This is a genomic window from Hymenobacter sp. (genome assembly GCF_035709525.1).
Lineage (GTDB): Bacteria > Bacteroidota > Bacteroidia > Cytophagales > Hymenobacteraceae > Hymenobacter.
This window is the reverse complement of sequence record NZ_DASTEP010000008.1, coordinates 1-17,229: the sequence shown is the minus strand read 5'-3', so window position 1 is coordinate 17,229 and position 17,229 is coordinate 1. Positions and strand designations below refer to the sequence as shown.

Below are 17,229 nucleotides of genomic sequence, written 5' to 3'. Positions count from 1 at the left end.
GTCCGGCTCCCCTCTCCCGGAGGGGAGGGGCTGGGGGTGGGGTTACCCCGAAAGGCGGCAAACCCCTCACCGGCCTCCTCGTTGTCGATTTCAGCCAGTTCCTCTCCGGCCCCTCAGCCGCCTTGCGCCTCGCCGACCTCGGCGCGCGCGTTATCAAGATTGAGCGGCCCGAAACCGGTGACATCTGCCGGCACCTCTACACCTCGAACGTCGTCCTAAACGGCGAGTCGTCGGTATTTCACGCCATTAACCGCAACAAGGAAAGCTTCGCCGTTGACCTCAAAAACGCGGACGATAACGCCCAGGTGCGCGAGCTAATCCGCCGCGCTGATGTGGTGATGCACAACTACCGCCCCGGCGTGATGGAGCGCCTAGGCTTCGACTACGCCAGCGTGAAAGCGCTGAACCCGAACGTAGTGTACGGCGAAATATCGGGCTACGGCCCCGATGGCCCCTGGCGCGACAAGCCCGGCCAGGACTTGCTGCTGCAATCGGTATCGGGCCTGACCTGGCTGAGCGGCAACGCCGACGCCGGCCCCGTGCCCATGGGCTTGTCCATCGTGGACATGCTGGCCGGCGCGCACCTCGCGCAAGGGCTGCTGGCCTGCCTGGTGCGGCGCGGCCAGCGCGGCGCGGGCGGGCTGGTGCAGGTGAGCATGCTGGAGTCGGCCATAGATTTTCAGTTCGAAACGCTGACTACCTTCTTCAACGACGGCAGGGCGCTGCCCGAGCGCACCCGCCACAACAGCGCCCACGCCTACCTAGGCGCGCCCTACGGCATCTACCAGACCAGCAATGGGTTTCTGGCGCTGGCGATGGGTTCGATTCCGAAGCTGGGGCAGCTGCTGGGCTGCGCGCCGCTGCTGGCCTACCTAGAGCCGGCGCAGGCCTTTACGCAGCGCGACGAGATAAAAGCCGCGCTGGCCGCGCACTTGCGCACCGCCACCACCGAGGCGTGGCTGGCCATCCTGGAGCCCGCCGACATTTGGTGCGCCAACGTGCTGACCTGGGACAAGCTGCTGGCGCACGAAGGCTTCGCGGCGCTGGATATGGTGCAGGAAGTGACGATGGCCGATGGCTACCGCTACCGCACCACGCGCTGCCCCATTCGCCTCGATGGCGAGTTGCTGACCTCGCCCGTCGGCTCGCCCCAGCTGGGCCAGGACAACGCCGCCATCCTGGCCGAAATCGCCACCCCTCACCCTGCCCACCATGACGCCTGAACCGTCCGTTTTTCGCATTGCGGTTCGCAAGTTTGGCCCCTTCGAAAGCGCCATGGCGAAGCTGTGGGCCGGCTTTTGCCAGGAAACCGGCTGCCAGCTAGCCGTGGAGATGGTGCCCATGGATTTGCACGAGCTGCACGCCAGCCTGCTCACCGACCGAGGCCTGCAAAACGGCGCCTGGGACGTAGCTCATATCAACACCGACTGGCTGGCCGAAGCCCAGGCCACTGGCGCCCTGGCGGACCTTGCCCCTTTTATCGCCCAAAACCCGCCTGCCGACTTCCCCGCCGGCTGGAGCGCTTCGCTGCTGGGTATGCAGCAGTTCGGCGACGCCGTGGTGGGACTGCCCTTCCACGACGGGCCGGAGTGCCTGATTTATCGCCGCGATTTAGTTGAAGACCCGGCTGAGCAGGCGGCTTTTCAGCAGCAGCACGGCCGGCCCCTGGAGGTGCCTAAAACCTGGGAAGACTTCCAAGCGGTTGCCCGTTTCTTCCAGCGGCCGGCCGATAAGCTATACGGCTTCGTGGCCGCCGGCTACCCCGACGGGCACAACACGGTGTTTGATTTTTGCCTGCACCTCTGGACGCGCGGCGGGCAGCTGGTGGATGCGCAAGGCCGCGTCTGCATAGCCAGCGCCGTCGCGGCCGAAGGCCTCAGCTTTTACCGCCAGCTGCTGCGCGACGAGGCCGCCGCGCACCCGCAGACTATGCAATACGAGTCGGTGGCGGCCGGCCAGGCATTTGCGCGGGGCGAAGCGGCGCTGATGGTCAATTGGTTTGGCTTTGCGGCGGTATGCGACGTGGACGCCGCCTGCCCGGTGCGCGGCCGGGTCGATATTGCCCCGATTCCGCACGGCGCGGGCGGACACTCGGCTTCGCTGAATGTGTACTGGCTCTACGCCATCGGCGCGGGCAGCCGGCACAAGGCCGTGGCGTACGACTTTCTGCGCTTCGCCACCCGCCCCGAAAATGACAAGCTGCTGACCTTGGAAGGCGGCATCGGCTGCCGCCTCTCGACCTGGCACGACGCCGACATCAACGCCCTCGTGCCCTACTACCACAAGCTGGCGCAGCTGCACCAGCAGGCCGAAACCCTGCCCCGCCTGGCCAATTGGGCGCACATCGCGGCCATCATCGATGAGGTGGTGCTGCAAGCCATCAACACCGATGCGCCCGTGGCCGAGCTGCTCGCCGCTGGCCAGGAAAAAATCAATTCGCTCGACCATGTTTAAGCTGGAAAACCACGAAATCAATTACCTGCCCGTGCTGCCCCAGCAGCCGCTGCCCATCGTGCTGATTGGCGCGGGCGGCATTGTAAACGATGCGCACCTGCCCGCCTATCGCAAAGCAGGCTTTGAGGTTGTGGGCATCACCAACCGCACCCGCGCCCGCGCCGAGAAGCTGGCCGCCGCCTGGGGCATTCTGCACGTGTACGACTCGGTGGCCGAGGCCGTGGCCCACGCGCCCGCCGACGCCGTGTACGACATCACCATCATGCCCGAGCAGTTTGTGGCTACCCTGGAGCAACTGCCCGACGGTGCGGGCGTGCTCATTCAGAAGCCGATGGGCGACTACTTCTGGCAGAGCGAGGAGATTTTGGAAGTGTGCCGCCGCAAAAACCTGGTGGCCGCCATCAACTGTCAGCTGCGCTTTGCGCCCTACGTGGCCGCCGCCCGCGAGATACTGCGCCAAGGCCTCTTAGGTGAGCTATACGATATGGAAGTGCGCGTGACGCTGGAAACGCCCTGGGAGCTTTTTCCGCACGTGATGGTGCACCCGCGCCTCGAAATTCAGTACCACAGCATCCACTACATCGACTTGATTCGCAGCTTTCTGGGCGAACCTAGGCGCGTGCTGGCCAAGACGCTGCGGCACCCAGCCAAGGCGCTGTCGTCGTCGCGCTCTACCATTTTATTCGACTACGGCGACACTACGCACGCTGTTATCAACACCAACCACGACCACGCATTTGGGCCCGAAAACCAGGAGAGCTTCATCAAATGGGAAGGCACGAAAGGCGCCATTAAAGCCCGTATGGGCCTGCTGATGGACTACCCGCACGGCGTACCCGACAAATTCGAATACTGCCTGTTGCGCGAGGGCGAAAAGCCAGTGTGGCACACCGTGCCGCTGGAAGGCTCGTGGTTTCCGGATGCCTTCATGGGCACGATGAGCAGCCTGATGCGCTACAAAAACGGCGAGACCGACGTGCTGCCCACCAGCGTGGAAGACGTGATAAAAACCATGGCCGTGGTAGAAGCGGCCTACGCGTCGAGCGACGGGAGCACCACAGCATAAAAATAACCGTCATGCTGAGCGCCGCGCAGCGAAGTCGAAGCATCTCTACCGGTCAACTAACTATTAGCGTCAGCAACGAAGCGGCAGAGATGCTTCGACTCCGCTGCGCTCCGCTCAGCATGACAGCCAGATAAATAACAACCAGCAACTACCCCATGTACTTCAAATCCACCTTCTTCGAAGACTACACCCTCGGAGATAAGCGCGTAACTCTAGGGCGCACCATCACCGAAACGGACTTTGTGGTGCACGCCGGGCACACCGGCGACTTTTTCCCCCACCACCTCGACGCGGAGTGGTGCAAGACCCAGCCCTTCGGCCAGCGCATCGCGCACGGCACCATGGTTTTTAGCATTGGCATCGGCCTCACGGCCTCCGAAATCAATCCCGAAGCCTTCTCCAAAGGCTACGACCGACTGCGGTTTGTGAAGCCCGTTTTCATCGGCAACACCATCCATTCCGAAGTTACGATTTCGGCCAAGGAGGAAGGTAAAAAGCCCGGCTACGGCACCGTGACCGAGCACGTGGAAGTCATCAATGAGCACGGCGAAGTGGTGCTGGCCTGCGACCACTTGCTGGTGGTGAAATTGCGCGGCGCTAGCACCTAGACTGTCATGCTGAGCGGAGCCGAAGCATCTCTACCGCTTCCTCCAAGCCGCTCAACGATGCGACAGAGATGCTTCGGCTCCGCTCGGCATGACCGTTCTTTAGTCCCAGTTATTAACCCATTCATCCCGCCCAATGGCTCTTGCTCCCAATTCTGCTGCCCCGGCCCTGGCTACCGAAGACTCGGCTAGCCGCCGCAGCTACCTGTTCCCGTTCATCCTGGTTACCTGCGTGTTCTTTCTGTGGGGCATGGCGCACAACCTGGATTCCATCCTGATTCCGCACCTCAAAAAGGCTTGCCAGCTCAACAACCGGCAATCAACCTTGGTGGATACGGCCGTGTTTATGGCCTACTTTCTGATGGCCATTCCGGCCGGGGTACTGCTCAAGCGGTTTGGGTACAAGAACAGCATTATCATCGGGCTGGTGGCGTTTGCGGCGGGCGCGTTTTTATTTATTCCGGCGGCTAGCGCGCTGTCCTACGGGCTGTTTCTCGTTGCTTTGTTCATCATCGGCTGCGGGCTGACGGTGCTCGAAACGGCGGCTAACCCCTACGCGGCCGTGCTGGGCGCCCCCGAGACCTCGACCACGCGGCTCAACCTGGCGGCCTCGTTCAATGGGCTGGCGGCGCTGGTGGCGCCCGTGGTGGGCACCAAGCTGATTTTGTCGGGCAAGGAGTACAGCGCGGCCCAGTTGGCCGCTATGCCCGAGGCTACCCGCCTGGCCTATTTCACCCACGAGGCCGCGTCGGTCAAGCTGCCCTACCTCACCCTAGGTGGCATTTTGCTGCTAGTGGCGGTGCTGTTCTATTTCGTGTCGCTGCCCGAAATCAAGGCAGAGGAAAGCGAGCCTTCGGAAGGTGGCGGCTTTTTCGCAGTCTTGAAACACAAGCATTTGTCGTGGGCCGTGGTGGCGCAGTTCTTCTACGTCGGCGCGCAGGTGTGCGTCACGAGCTTCTTTATTCGGATGGCCAAGCAGGGCGGCGGCCTCGACGAGCTGACCGCCGGCTACTACCTAGGGCTCTACGGGCTGCTGTTTATGGCGGGCCGTTTCATCGGCACAGCCCTGCTGAAATACGTGCCGTCGCAGCGGCTGCTTTCCATCTATGCTGTGGCCGCCATTGTGCTGTGCGGCGTAGCGGTGCTCGGCAATGGGGCCTACGTTATCTACGCGCTGGGCGGGTTGGGCTTCTTCATGTCCATCATGTTCCCCACTATTTTCTCGCTGGGCATCGCGGGGCTCGGCAGCGACACCAAGCCGGCCTCGTCGTGGCTCGTGATGTCGATTGTGGGCGGCGCCATCATGCCCTACGTCATGGGCACCGTCATTGACTTACAAGGTGATAACACGCAGGCCGGCTACGTGGTACCGCTGGCCTGCTTCGTGGTGGTGCTGCTGTTTGGGATGTCGGGCTACCGGGTGCGGGGGCGGCTAGTGTAAAGTCATTTTAACTGTATGTCATGCTGCGTCTCTGCTTAATGCACAGAATGCTCAGCATGACAAACTGGAAACTCAAGTTCAATAATGCTCCCACGCTTGCTCCCTAAGTCGCTCCTGCTGCTCGCGCTGCCGACCCTCGGCCTGCTGCCTGCCCCGGCGCGCGCCCAGCAAGCGCCCGACATCCAAGCCATCTTCCAAAACCCACCCGAGGCCGCCCGGCCGTGGGTATTCTGGTACTGGATGAACGGCGCGGTGACGCCCGAGGGCCTCACGGCCGACCTCGCGGCGATGAAGGAAGCCGGCATTGGCGGGGCGTATTTGATGCCGATTAAGGGCGTGGATAATCCGCCACTGATTACGCCGGCGGCCGAGCAGTTGTCGCCGCGCTGGTGGGCAATGGTGAAGCACGCCATGACCGAGGCCGACCGCCTAGGCGTCAAACTGGCGATGCACGTCAGCGACGGCTTCGCGCTGGCCGGCGGGCCCTGGATTACGCCCGAACTGTCGATGCAGAGGCTGACCTACAGCGAAACGCAAACCACGGGCGGGCGGCGCCTGAACCTGGCGCTGCCCCAGCCCGCGGCCGTGCGCGGCTACTACCGCGACGTGGCCGTGTACGCCTACCCCGCGCCGGCCACCGGCACGGCCACCACCTACACCACCAAGCCCCAAGTTACCAGTAACATCCCCGACAGCCAGCCGGCGCTACTGGCCGTGGCAGGCAACAAGGAAACCCTCAAAGCCAACGAGCCGGGCTGGGTGCAATACGCCTTCGACCAGCCCTTTACCTGCCGTAGCATTCGCATCCGGTCAAAGGGCTACAACTACCAGGCCCACCGCCTGCGGGTGGAAGCGAGCGACGACGGCCGTACCTTTCGGGAGGTGGCGCGGCTGCACCCGCCGCGCAGCGGCTGGCAAGACAGCAGCGCCGTGACGCACACCCTGCCAGCCACCACGGCGCGGTATTTCCGCTTCCAGTACGACCCGGCCGGCTCCGAGCCGGGGGCCGAGGACCTGGATGCGGCGAAGTGGAAGCAGAGCCTGAAAGTGACTGAAATTCGGTTGTCGGAAGAGGCACGCCTCAACCAGTTTGAGGGCAAAAATGGCGAGGTGTGGCGCGTGAGCGAGCGCACAACGCCCCAGCAGGTGCCCGATGCCGCGTGCGTGCCCCTAGGTAAGGTCCTCAACCTGACCGACAAGCTCGACGCCAATGGCCGCCTGAACTGGACCGCGCCGCTCGGCCGCTGGACTATCCTGCGTATGGGCCACACCAGCACGGGCCAGGTGAACACCACCGGCGGCGGCGGGCGCGGGCTGGAGTGCGACAAATTCAACCCCGCCGCCGTGACCTTGCAGTTTGATAAGTGGTTTGGCGAGGCTGTGCGGCAGGGCGGGCCCGAACTGGCGGCGCGGGTGCTCAAGGGCTTCCACGTAGACAGCTGGGAATGCGGCTCGCAAAACTGGTCGCAGAACTTCGCGGCCGAGTTTAAGCAGCGGCGCGGCTACGACCTGCTACCCTGGCTACCCGTGATGGCCGGCGTGCCCCTAGGCAGTGCCGACCAGTCGGAGCGCGTGCTGTTTGATGTGCGCCAGACCATTGCGGAGCTGGTGAACGACAAGTTTTACGTGACCTTGCGCGACCTGGCGCACGCCAAGGGCTGCACGTTTTCGGCCGAGGCCATTGCGCCTACTATGGTCAGCGACGGCCTGTTGCACTACCAGCACGCCGACATGCCGATGGGGGAATTTTGGCTGCGCAGCCCCACCCACGACAAGCCCAACGACATGCTCGACGCCATTTCGGGCGCGCACATCTACGGCAAGAATATTATTGGGGCCGAGTCTTTTACTGAGCTAAAACTAGCCTGGGACGAGCACCCTGGCATACTCAAGGCCCTGCAAGACCGCAACTACGCCCTAGGTGTCAACCGGACGGTGTACCACGTGTTCGTGCACAACCCCTGGCTTGACCGCCAGCCTGGCATGACGCTGAGCGGCATCGGCCTGTTTTTCCAGCGCGACCAAACCTGGTGGAAGCCCGGCCGCGCCTGGGTAGACTACGCCCGCCGCTGCCAGGCGCTGCTGCAACTGGGCCGCCCGGTGGCCGACGTAGCCGTGTTCACGGGCGAAGAAACGCCGCGCCGCGCCATCCTACCCAATCGTTTAATCAACGACCTGCCCGGCATATTCGGCCCGCAGGCCGTGGCCGCCGAGCACCGGCGCCTCGCCAATACGGGCCTGCCCATGCGCGAGCAGCCCGAGAAAGTGTCGGCCTCGGCTACTATGGAAACGGCCGATATACTCGTGGACCCGCTGCACGGCTACCAGTACGATTCCTTCAACAAGGACGCGCTGCTGCGGCTGGCCAAGGTTGAAAACGGCCGCATCGTGCTGCCGGGAGGGGCCAGCTACGGCCTGCTGGTGGTGCCGGGCGCTCAGCGCCTGAGTCCCGACAGCATCAGCATGTCGCCCGAGGTGGCCAACCGCCTAGGTGCCCTGGTGCAGGCTGGCGCGACCGTGCTGCTCAACCGGCTGCCGAGCCGCTCGCCGTCGTTGCAGAATTATCCGGCCGCCGACAAAGCCATTCAGCAACTAGCGGCGCAATTGCCTCCGGCCGCAACGGCCACGGCTAGCACCGCGCCCGTTGCCTTCGCCGCGGGCCAGGGTCGGGTATTGCAAGGGCCTTACACTGCAGAGTCATTTGCGGCTTTGGGGCTGGCGCGCGATGCAGAAGCGACCACGCCCAGCGGCCAGCGCGCCCGCGGCATCGCCTGGACGCACCGCACCGCGTCGGAATTTGATATTTACTTCATTTCCAACCAGCTCGACAGCGCCCGCGCTCTTACGCTGAGCTTGCGCGTGTCAGGCCGCCGCCCCGAACTCTGGGATGCCGTGACCGGTGAAATCCGCCCCGCCACCAATTGGCAAACCGCAAACGGCCGCACCCTGCTGCCGCTGCACCTCGACCGCAATGGCTCCATTTTCGTGGTGTTCCGCGAGGCGGCCACGCCGCCCGGCGCCCCCACCGGCCCCAATTGGCTAGCAGCTCAGCCATCCCAAACCCTAGGTGGCCCGTGGCAAGTCAGCTTCGACCAGCAGCGCGGCCCGGCTAAGCCCGTCGCTTTCGGCACGCTTACCGACTGGAGCCAGCACGCCAACGACTCCGTGCGCCACTATTCCGGCACGGCCACCTACTCGCAAACTTTCCGCTGGAAGCAGCCCAAGCGCCGCCCCGCCCAGCGTGTGTACCTCGACCTAGGCCAGGTCGCCAACCTCGCCGAAGTGCAGCTCAACGGCCAGCCCATCGGTATCGCCTGGACAGCCCCCTACCGCCTCGATATCACCAACGCGCTGCGCAAAGGCGACAATAAGCTGAGCATCCGCGTCACCAACACCTGGGCCAACCGCCTGAGCGGCGACCAGGCCCTACCCGCCGCCCAGCGCCTGACCTGGACGCCCGCGCCGTCGCCGGCCGTGGGCAAGCCGCTGCTGCCGGCGGGGCTACTGGGGCCGGTTAGTATTTCAGTTTCCTCTGATAAATAATTCGTTATGAAACTCTTCTTTCAACGTCCATCGCCGCTCACCTCACCCCCCGGCCCCCTCTCCAAAAAAGAGGGGGAGCCGACCGCAAATGGACACAGAAGGGCGTCAGGCTCCCCCCTCTTTTTTGGAGAGGGGGGCGGGGGGGGTGAGGTCACACGTCTGGCCCGCGCCCTCACGCTGCTAGCCGCTCTCACCGCCACCCCCGCGCTAGCCCAGCAGAAAGCCCTCGTTAACACCACTGCCAGCAGCCACGCCAAGCTCAGCAGCGTAGACATGGGCAGCGTGCAGTGGACCAGCGGCTTCTGGGCCGAGCGCTTCGACGTGTGCCAGAAGTCCATGATTCCGACCATGTGGGCGCTCTACCACTCCGACCGCAACCACGCCTACCAGAACTTCGAGATTGCGGCGGGCCAGGCCAAGGGCGAGCACAAAGGCCCACCCTTCCACGATGGCGATTTCTTTAAGCTAGTGGAGGCCCTATCGGCGTCTTACGCCGTGACCCACGACCCCAAGCTGGACCAGCAACTCGACGAAGCCATTGCCTTGATAGTAAAAGTGCAGCGGCCCGATGGCTACCTCAGCACCCAAAGCACCATCGCGGAGCGCAATAACCCCGGCCAAAAAGCCGCCTTCAAGGACCGGCTGAATTTTGAGACCTACAACCTGGGTCACCTCATGACGGCCGGCTGCGTGCACTACCGCGCCACCGGCAAGACCACGCTGCTCAACGCGGCCAAGAAAGCCACCGACTACCTCTATAACTTCTACAAAAAAGCCTCGCCCGAGCTGGCGCGCAACGCCATCTGCCCCGCCCACTACATGGGCGTGGTCGAAATGTACCGCACCACCCGCGACCCGCGCTACCTGGAGTTGGCCAAAAGCCTGATTGACATCCGGGGGCTGGCCGCCGACATCGGCACCGACGACAACCAGGACCGCCTGCCCTTCCGGCAGATGCAAAAGGCCGGCGGCCACGCCGTGCGCGCCAACTACCTCTTCGCCGGCGCGGCCGACGTGTACGCCGAAACCGGCGACAAGACGCTACTAACCACGCTCGACCGCATGTGGGACGACGTGACCCAGCACAAAATGTACGTGACCGGCGCCTGTGGGGCGCTCTACGACGGCGTATCGCCCGACGGCACGGCCTACAAGCCCGATACGGTGCAGAAAATCCACCAGGCCTACGGGCGCGACTACCAGCTGCCCAACCACACGGCCCACGGCGAAACCTGCGCCAACATCGGCAACGTGCTCTGGAACTGGCGGATGCTGCAAATCACCGGCGACGCCAAATACGCCGATGTGATGGAAACCACTCTCTACAACAGCGTGCTCTCCGGCATTAGCCTCGATGGGCAGCGCTTCCTCTACACCAATCCGCTGGCCTACTCGGCCGCATTGCCGTTTGCGCAGCGCTGGTCGAAGGAGCGGGTCGATTACATCAGCCTCTCCAACTGCTGCCCGCCCAACGTGGTGCGCACTATTTCGGAGGTGAACAACTACCTCTACAACGTATCGGACAAAGGCTTGTGGCTGAATTTGTACGGCGGCAATAACCTAAACACGAAGCTCAAGGATGGCTCGCCGCTCAAGCTGACGCAGGAAACGAATTACCCCTGGGATGGCAGCGTGAAAGTGACCTTGCAAACTGCGCCGAAGAAGCCCTTTTCGATGTTTTTCCGGGTGCCCGGCTGGAGCGAGGGCGCGACCCTGCTCGTGAACGGCCAGCCCGTGGCCACCCCCCTCACGCCCGGTACCTACGCCGAGGTAAACCGCCGTTGGAAGGCCGGCGACAAGGTCGAGCTCAGCTTGCCCATGCCCGCCCAACTGGTCGAGGCCAACCCGCTGGTGGAGGAAATCCGCAACCAGGTAGCCGTGCGCCGCGGCCCCGTGGTGTACTGCCTCGAAGCCAACGACCTGCCCGCCGGCAAGCCCCTGAGCGGCCTGCTGGTATCACCTAGCACCACCTTCGCCCCGAAGCACACTACCATCGCGGGCTCCGACGTGGTGTGGCTCGAAGGCCAGGCCCAGGTGGCCGACAACTCGGCCTGGCAAGGCAAGCTCTACCGCCCACTGACCACCGCGCCCGCCGCCCCGGTGCCCTTCAAGCTCATCCCCTACTACACCTGGGGCAACCGCGGCCTACACGACATGGAAGTGTGGCTGCCGGTGAGCCGCTAATTGTCATGCTGAGCGCAGCGCAGCGGAGTCGAAGCATCTCTACCGCTTCGTTGCTAAGCGTCAAGACTTAGTAGTGAGGTAGAGATGCTTCGACTCCGCTGCGCTGCGCTCAGCACGACGAGGCTAATCATTCTCAATAATCCTGTTTTAATACGTCTGTCCATGACGACTCAAAACCCGCGGCTTCGCCAGTTCCTTGGCGGCTTTTCGCTGCTTATACTACTGCCCATTTCGAGCCGCGCGCAGGTGCGCCTACCCTCCCTTTTCACCGATAACATGGTGCTGCAACAGCAAACCGCCTGCGCGGTGTGGGGCTGGGCCAAGGCGGGCAGCACTATCACGGTGGCGCCGTCGTGGGCCAAACAGAAGTACACCGCCAAGGCCGATGCGGCCGGCAAGTGGAAGCTAAAGGTGAACACGCCGGCCGCGAGCTACGTCCCTTACACGCTGAGCGTGAGCGGCGACGGCCCGGCCGTGCAGCTCAAAAACGTGCTGGTGGGCGAGGTGTGGCTGTGCGGCGGGCAGTCGAATATGGAGATGCCGCTGAAGGGCTTTAAGGGCCAGCCGGTGCTAGGGTCGAACGAGGCCGTGCTGCATTCTCAAAACGACCACCTGCGACTGTACACGGTGCCGCGCTCGTCGGTGACCGAGCCGCAGGAAAACAGCAAGCCCTCACCTTGGCGGGTGGCCGAGCCCGAGGCGGTGAGCAATTTCAGCGCCACGGCCTACTACTTCGGGCGGCTGTTGCAAGAGCAGCTGCACGTGCCGGTGGGGCTGCTGCATTGCAGCTACAGCGGCTCGTTCATTGAGGCCTGGATGGATGCCGAGAACCTGCGGCAGTTTGCGGGCGTGAAGATTCCGGCCAAGGGCGACACCATCAAGCTGGTGAGCCGCACGGCTACTACGCTGTATAATGGCATGCTGCATCCTATTGAGGGCTACGGTATTAAAGGAGCCATCTGGTACCAGGGCGAGTCGAACTACGACCGGCCCGATGAGTACGCGCAGCTCTTTACTGCCATGGTGAAGCAGTGGCGCACCAAGTGGGACCTAGGCGACTTCCCCTTCTACTACGCCCAGATTGCGCCCTTCGACTACACCCGCACCTCCAAAAACAAGGGCGGCAAGTACAACTCGGCCTTCCTCCGCGACACCCAACGCAAGCTGCAAGACCAGGTGCCTAACACCGGCATGGCCGTGCTGCTCGACGTGGGCGAAGAAACCAGCATCCACCCCATGCGCAAGGAACCCGGCGGCACCCGCCTGGCCCTGCTGGCCCTGGCCCAAACCTACGGCCGCAAGGGCTTCGGCGCCCTCAGCCCCACCTACGAGGCAATGACGGTGAAAGACAAAACTATTCAAGTCCGCTTCAAAAACTCGCCCAACGGCATGACCACCTTCGGGCAGGAACTGACGGGCTTCGAGATAGCCGGCGCCGACCAGAAATGGTACCCCGCCAAAGCCAGCATCAATGGCAGCAGCATCACTGTATCGGCCGATGCGGTAGCCACGCCGGTGGCGGTGCGCTACGCGTTTCAGGACTTTACGCGGGCCACGCTTTTCAGCACCGAGGGGCTGCCGGTATCGTCGTTTCGGACGGATGAGTGGGCGCAATGAAGATAGTAGTGAGCTCTATTTTTACCGTCATGCTGAGCTTGCCGAAGCATCTCTACCGCTTCATTGCTAAACCGTTCAACGATGCGGCAGAGATGCTTCGGCAAGCTCAGCATGACAGCTCACTGTCACCCTCGATTCTAACACGGCATGTGCTCCTGCTGTTTCTACCTATCTTCTCTCTTGCTTCTCAAGCCCAAACTCCCCAAACCGAGCTCGCCACCCACAACATCACCTGGACCACTCCCAGCAAAAACGCCGGCGAGTCCATGCCCTGCGGCGGCGGCGACATTGGGCTGAACGTGTGGGCCGAAAACGGCGATGTGCTGTTTTACATCGCCCGCAGCGGCACCTTTGATGAGAATAACTCGCTGCTGAAATTGGGCCGCGTGCGCCTGCACCTCACGCCCAATCCGTTCGATAAAGGTACTTTCAAGCAGCAGCTAGCCCTGCAAACCGGCGACGTGACGCTGACCGGCACCCTAGGCCGAACCACGGCGCAAGTACACATCTGGGTCGAGGTATTGCGGCCCGTTGTGCACGTCGAAGTAACTGGTAGCGAGAAGCTGACGGTCGAAGCCAGCTACGAAAGCTGGCGCACGGCCGACCGCCGCACCACCGGCAAGGAAAACAACCAGAACTCCTACAAATGGGCGCCGCAGGGCGAGGTAAAAACCCGGCGCGACAGCATCCGCTTTCGCAACCAAGGTGTCGAGTTTTTCCACCAAAACCAGCCGCAAACGGTATTCGACGCAGCAGTGCGGCAGCAGGGCTTGGACGGAATCAAAGCGCAGCTGTACAACCCGTTGGCTGGGTTGATTTTTGGCGGCGTACTACAAGGCCAAGACATGCAGCCCGCCGGCACCACCAGCGGCCAATACCTCAACACACCCTACACCGGCTGGAAGCTGCAAAGCCGCGCCCCGGCCCGCACGCATTCCATCACCGTGGCCCTGCACACGGCCACCGTACCCACCGCGCCGCAGTGGCAACAGGGGGTGCAGCAGACGCTCGCCGCTGCTCATCAAAACCCGAAAGCCGCCCGCCAGCGCACTCTGACTTGGTGGCGCGACTACTGGCAGCGCAGCTTCATTTACATTCAGCCCGACCAAGCCGCCGCCCACGCGCCCGAGTGGCAGGCCGGCCGCAACTACCAGCTCATGCGCTATATGCTAGGTTGCAACGCCCTAGGGCAATACCCCACCAAATTTAACGGCGGCCTGTTCACCTACGACCCGGTGCTGACGGACTCCACACTGAAGTTCACGCCTGACTTCCGCAACTGGGGCGGCGGCACCCACACCGCCCAAAACCAGCGCCTCGTGTACTGGCCGCTGCTGAAAAGCGGCGACGCGGAGCTGCTGAAGCCGCAGTTCGATTTTTACCTGCGCCTGCTCCAAAATGCTGAGCTACGCACCCAAACCTATTGGCGCCACGGCGGCGCGTGCTTCGTCGAGCAGCTCGAAAACTTCGGCCTGCCCAATCCCGCCGAGTACAACTGGAAGCGCCCGGCCGACTTCGACAAAGGCCTGGAGTACAACGCCTGGCTCGAATACGAGTGGGATACCGTGCTGGAATTTTGCATGATGATGCTGGAAACCGAGCGCTACGCCGGCCACGACGTGGCCGCCTACCTGCCCTTCGTGGAAAGCTGCCTCACCTTCTTCGACGAGCACTACCAGTACCTGGCCCGGCAGCGCGGGGCCAAGGCGCTCGACGGGGCCGGCCACCTCGTGCTCTACCCCGGCTCGGGGGCCGAGACGTACAAAATGGCCTACAACTCGACCGCTACCATCGCCGGCCTGCGCGCGGTGCTCACGCAGTTGCTGGCGCTGCCGCCGCGCTACGGCACGCCCGCGCAACGCCAGAAATGGGCCGCCATGCTGGGCCGCATTCCGGCCCTCAGCTTCCGCAGCAGCCAGGGCCACCCCACCCTCGCGCCGGCCCAAAGCTGGGAGCGCGTCAACAACACCGAGAGCCCGCAGCTCTACCCGGTTTTTCCCTGGGGTTTCTACGGCGTAGGCAAGGCCGGCCTCGACACGGCCCGCAACACCTATTTGTATGATGCCGACGTGCAGAAATTTCGCAGCCACGTGGGCTGGAAGCAGCACAACATTTTCGCCGCCCGCCTAGGTCTCACCGACGAGGCCGCCGCACTGACGGTGAAGAAATTGCAGGACTCGGGCCGCCGCTTCCCCGCTTTCTGGGGGCCGGGCTACGACTGGGCGCCCGACCACAACTGGGGCGGCTCGGGCATGCTGGGCTTGCAGGAAATGCTGCTGCAAACCGACGGCCGCAAAATCTACCTACTACCCGCCTGGCCGAAGCAATGGGACGTGCATTTCAAGCTCCACGCGCCATATCAGACAACGGTGGAATGCGAGGTGAAAGACGGCAAGGTGCAGGTACTGAAAGTGTGGCCGGAAGCGCGCCGGGCCGATGTGGTGGTACTGTTGGAATAGCTCTAATTCGAGTCATGCTGAACGCAGTGAAGCATCTCTACCGCTTCGTTGAGCGGCCCAGGCGAAGTGGCAGAGATGCTTCACTGCGTTCAGCATGACAGCTGCATGTTTGTAGCTACACCTCAATGCCCGTTAAATACCACGTACAGCCCCACCATCACCACCGCCAGCGCGGCCCAAAGTAGCTGCACACGCCGCGTGGGCCGGGCCAGTACTCCATAATCCACCGCCTGGCGGTGGGCCTGGCCGGTTAGGTCGGTGAGAGAAAGGAGCACCGCCGCCCCAAACAGCGCCGCAAAAATGTAGAACGACAGCATGAGGTAGTGCGGCCAGAAGGGGTGCGTGTCGGGCGGTAGCACCCAGAGGTAGAGCACGCCTACGCCCAGGCTGAAGGCCGAGCCCCACGACAACACTCCATTGACGGCGCGCTGCGTGGTGCGCGCCCAGAACACCGACAGCAGAAACACCACCGCCAGCGGTGGCGCAATGAAGCCCAGCACCGCCTGAAACACGTCGAATAGATTGAGGCCCTTCACCGAATCGATGGCCAGGGCCATGAGCACCGCAAAGGCGCAGCCTACCAGCACCGTGCGCCGGCCCACGCGCACCACGTCGGCGTCGGTGGCCTGCGGGTTGATGCGGCGGGCGTACACGTCCATCGCAAACACGGTGCTCAGCGCGTTGAGCGACGAGCTGATGGTGCCCACCAGCACGGCAATGAGCACGACGATGACCAGGCCCTTCATGCCGGCCGGAAACAGGCTCGTGACCATCGTCATGTAGGCTTCTTTGGGGTCTTTGAGGTCGGGAAACAGGATGTAGCACAGCACGCCGGTACCGATGAACAGCGGCAACGACAGGATTTTGAGCCAGCCAATGAAGTTGACGCCCAGCTGGCCCTGCTCCAGATTCTTCGCCCCTAGCACCGATTGCACCATGGCCTGGTCGGTGCAGAAAAACGCTACCGCCGACACTGGGTAGCCCAGCAGAATGGCGTACCACGGGTACTTGGGGTCGGAGGCCGGGTGCAGCAGGTTCCAGTAGTGGCCGGGCACGCGGTGGAATACTTCGCCCAGCCCGCCCACCTTCGCCACGCCTATGACGGTGAGCGTGAGCGACACGCCGATGAGCAGCAGCATCTGAAACACGTTGACCCGCGCAATGGCCTTGAGCCCGCCCGCAAACGTGAACGCGCCCGCAAACAGCACCAGCACCCCCACCGACTGCCACATGGGGATGCCCAGAATCTGCCGCACCAGCAGCCCACCCGAGAACAAGCCCAGCGACAGCCACGAAATCAGGATTTTAATCAGTGCGTACCAGGCCAGGATATTCTGCGTGGAGTCGCCGTACTGCCGGCCCATGAAGCCGGGCATGGTGCTGACATTGGCTGCCAGGTACCTAGGCGCAAACACCACCGCCAAAAGAAATAAAAACACAAAGGCGTACCACTCAAAATTCACCGCCACGATGCCCGTGCTGTAGCCAATGCTGGCAAACGCCAGCAGCATCGACGGCCCCACGTTGGTGCCCCACATGTTGAACCCAATACTGGCCCAGCCTAGGGACTTATTGGCCAGAAACAACGATTCCTCGGTCTTGTTGGCGGCGCTGGCCCGGTAGCCGATGCCGGCCAGAATCACGACGTAGGCCGCGACAATGGCGTAGTCCCAGGCGGTGAGGTGGCCGAGTAAGTTGTTGCCCATAGGGAAAGCAGGGGTGGTTTTGGGTGGGATTTTGGGGAGGACGCTTAGCGCAACTAACTGTCATGCTGAGCGCAGCGCAGCGAAGTCGAAGCATCTCTACCGCTTCGTTGCTAGCGTTAGGAGTTAGTATTGAGGTAGAGATGCTTCGACTCCG

Annotated in this window: 10 protein-coding genes; 9 read left to right on the top strand and 1 reads right to left on the bottom strand. The window is 63.0% G+C overall.

What is annotated here, in order from left to right; all coding sequences use genetic code 11:
- The 9 genes from VFO93_RS00655 to VFO93_RS00615 all read left to right on the top strand — a co-directional run.
- Positions 1 to 1,223: CaiB/BaiF CoA-transferase family protein (locus tag VFO93_RS00655; protein WP_325132369.1), on the top strand; the 1,223-nt coding region annotated here is incomplete at its 5' end.
- Positions 1,213 to 2,454: an extracellular solute-binding protein gene (locus tag VFO93_RS00650; protein WP_325132368.1), complete on the top strand. Its 1,242-nt coding sequence runs from the start codon at positions 1,213 to 1,215 to the stop codon at positions 2,452 to 2,454. The genes VFO93_RS00655 and VFO93_RS00650, both read left to right, overlap by 11 nt.
- Positions 2,447 to 3,520, top strand: coding sequence for a Gfo/Idh/MocA family oxidoreductase (locus tag VFO93_RS00645; RefSeq protein WP_325132367.1), 1,074 nt, complete (start codon positions 2,447 to 2,449; stop codon positions 3,518 to 3,520). Before VFO93_RS00650 ends, VFO93_RS00645 begins: the two co-directional genes overlap by 8 nt.
- A 155-nt stretch (positions 3,521 to 3,675) precedes the next feature.
- Positions 3,676 to 4,128 (top strand): MaoC/PaaZ C-terminal domain-containing protein, encoded by a 453-nt coding sequence (locus VFO93_RS00640; RefSeq protein WP_325132366.1) that lies wholly within the window; start codon positions 3,676 to 3,678, stop codon positions 4,126 to 4,128.
- A gap of 133 nt (positions 4,129 to 4,261) precedes the next feature.
- Positions 4,262 to 5,566, top strand: a complete 1,305-nt coding sequence (gene fucP, locus VFO93_RS00635; protein WP_325132365.1) for an L-fucose:H+ symporter permease — start codon at positions 4,262 to 4,264, stop codon at positions 5,564 to 5,566.
- Between the two features lie 96 nt (positions 5,567 to 5,662).
- Entirely contained in the window at positions 5,663 to 9,109 is a 3,447-nt protein-coding gene (locus tag VFO93_RS00630; RefSeq protein WP_325132364.1) for a glycosyl hydrolase, read from the top strand.
- Between the two features lie 159 nt (positions 9,110 to 9,268).
- Positions 9,269 to 11,293: an aceric acid hydrolase gene (locus VFO93_RS00625; RefSeq protein WP_422653708.1), complete on the top strand. Its 2,025-nt coding sequence runs from the start codon at positions 9,269 to 9,271 to the stop codon at positions 11,291 to 11,293.
- A 162-nt stretch (positions 11,294 to 11,455) separates the two neighbouring features.
- Positions 11,456 to 12,910: a sialate O-acetylesterase gene (locus tag VFO93_RS00620; RefSeq protein ID WP_325132362.1), complete on the top strand. Its 1,455-nt coding sequence runs from the start codon at positions 11,456 to 11,458 to the stop codon at positions 12,908 to 12,910.
- Between the two features lie 149 nt (positions 12,911 to 13,059).
- Complete coding sequence (locus tag VFO93_RS00615) at positions 13,060 to 15,369, top strand: DUF5703 domain-containing protein (protein ID WP_325132361.1); 2,310 nt, start codon at positions 13,060 to 13,062, stop codon at positions 15,367 to 15,369.
- 122 nt (positions 15,370 to 15,491) lie between these two features.
- Here VFO93_RS00615 and VFO93_RS00610 read toward each other — a convergent pair whose 3' ends face one another.
- Positions 15,492 to 17,075, bottom strand: coding sequence for a sodium:solute symporter family transporter (locus VFO93_RS00610; protein WP_325132360.1), 1,584 nt, complete (start codon positions 17,073 to 17,075; stop codon positions 15,492 to 15,494).
- Positions 17,076 to 17,229: the final 154 nt, after the last annotated feature.